Source organism: Bacillus sp. TL12 (assembly GCF_022625245.1).
Classification (GTDB): Bacteria; Bacillota; Bacilli; order Bacillales; family Bacillaceae_G; genus Bacillus_A.
This window is the reverse complement of sequence record NZ_JAJJBY010000272.1, coordinates 1-224: the sequence shown is the minus strand read 5'-3', so window position 1 is coordinate 224 and position 224 is coordinate 1. Positions and strand designations below refer to the sequence as shown.

The window sequence follows — 224 nt, the reverse complement described above, 5'->3', positions numbered from 1 at the left end:
GTTCCACTATATTATTGAGATATTTAACTTGCCTTAGTTGTATGCCTTCAGGGGTTCTGTTGCAAAGTTTTGTTAAGGTTAAGTGGTACTAACAAAAAGTTGTACATTTTATGCGATTGTTAGTAGCTCCTGTAATTCATTGTATGTCGAAAAACCGAAGTCTGAGCCAAGACGTCGGTTTCGTTTATATAAAGCATGAATGGTTTCGATGCCTTTCAAGGTAC

The 224-nt window shown here is 36.6% G+C and carries 1 pseudogene; it reads right to left on the bottom strand.

Features of this window, described 5'->3' with window-relative positions:
* Positions 1–108: 108 nt before the first annotated feature.
* A pseudogene (locus LOK41_RS28895) lies at positions 109–224 on the bottom strand (IS6 family transposase); the annotation flags it as partial.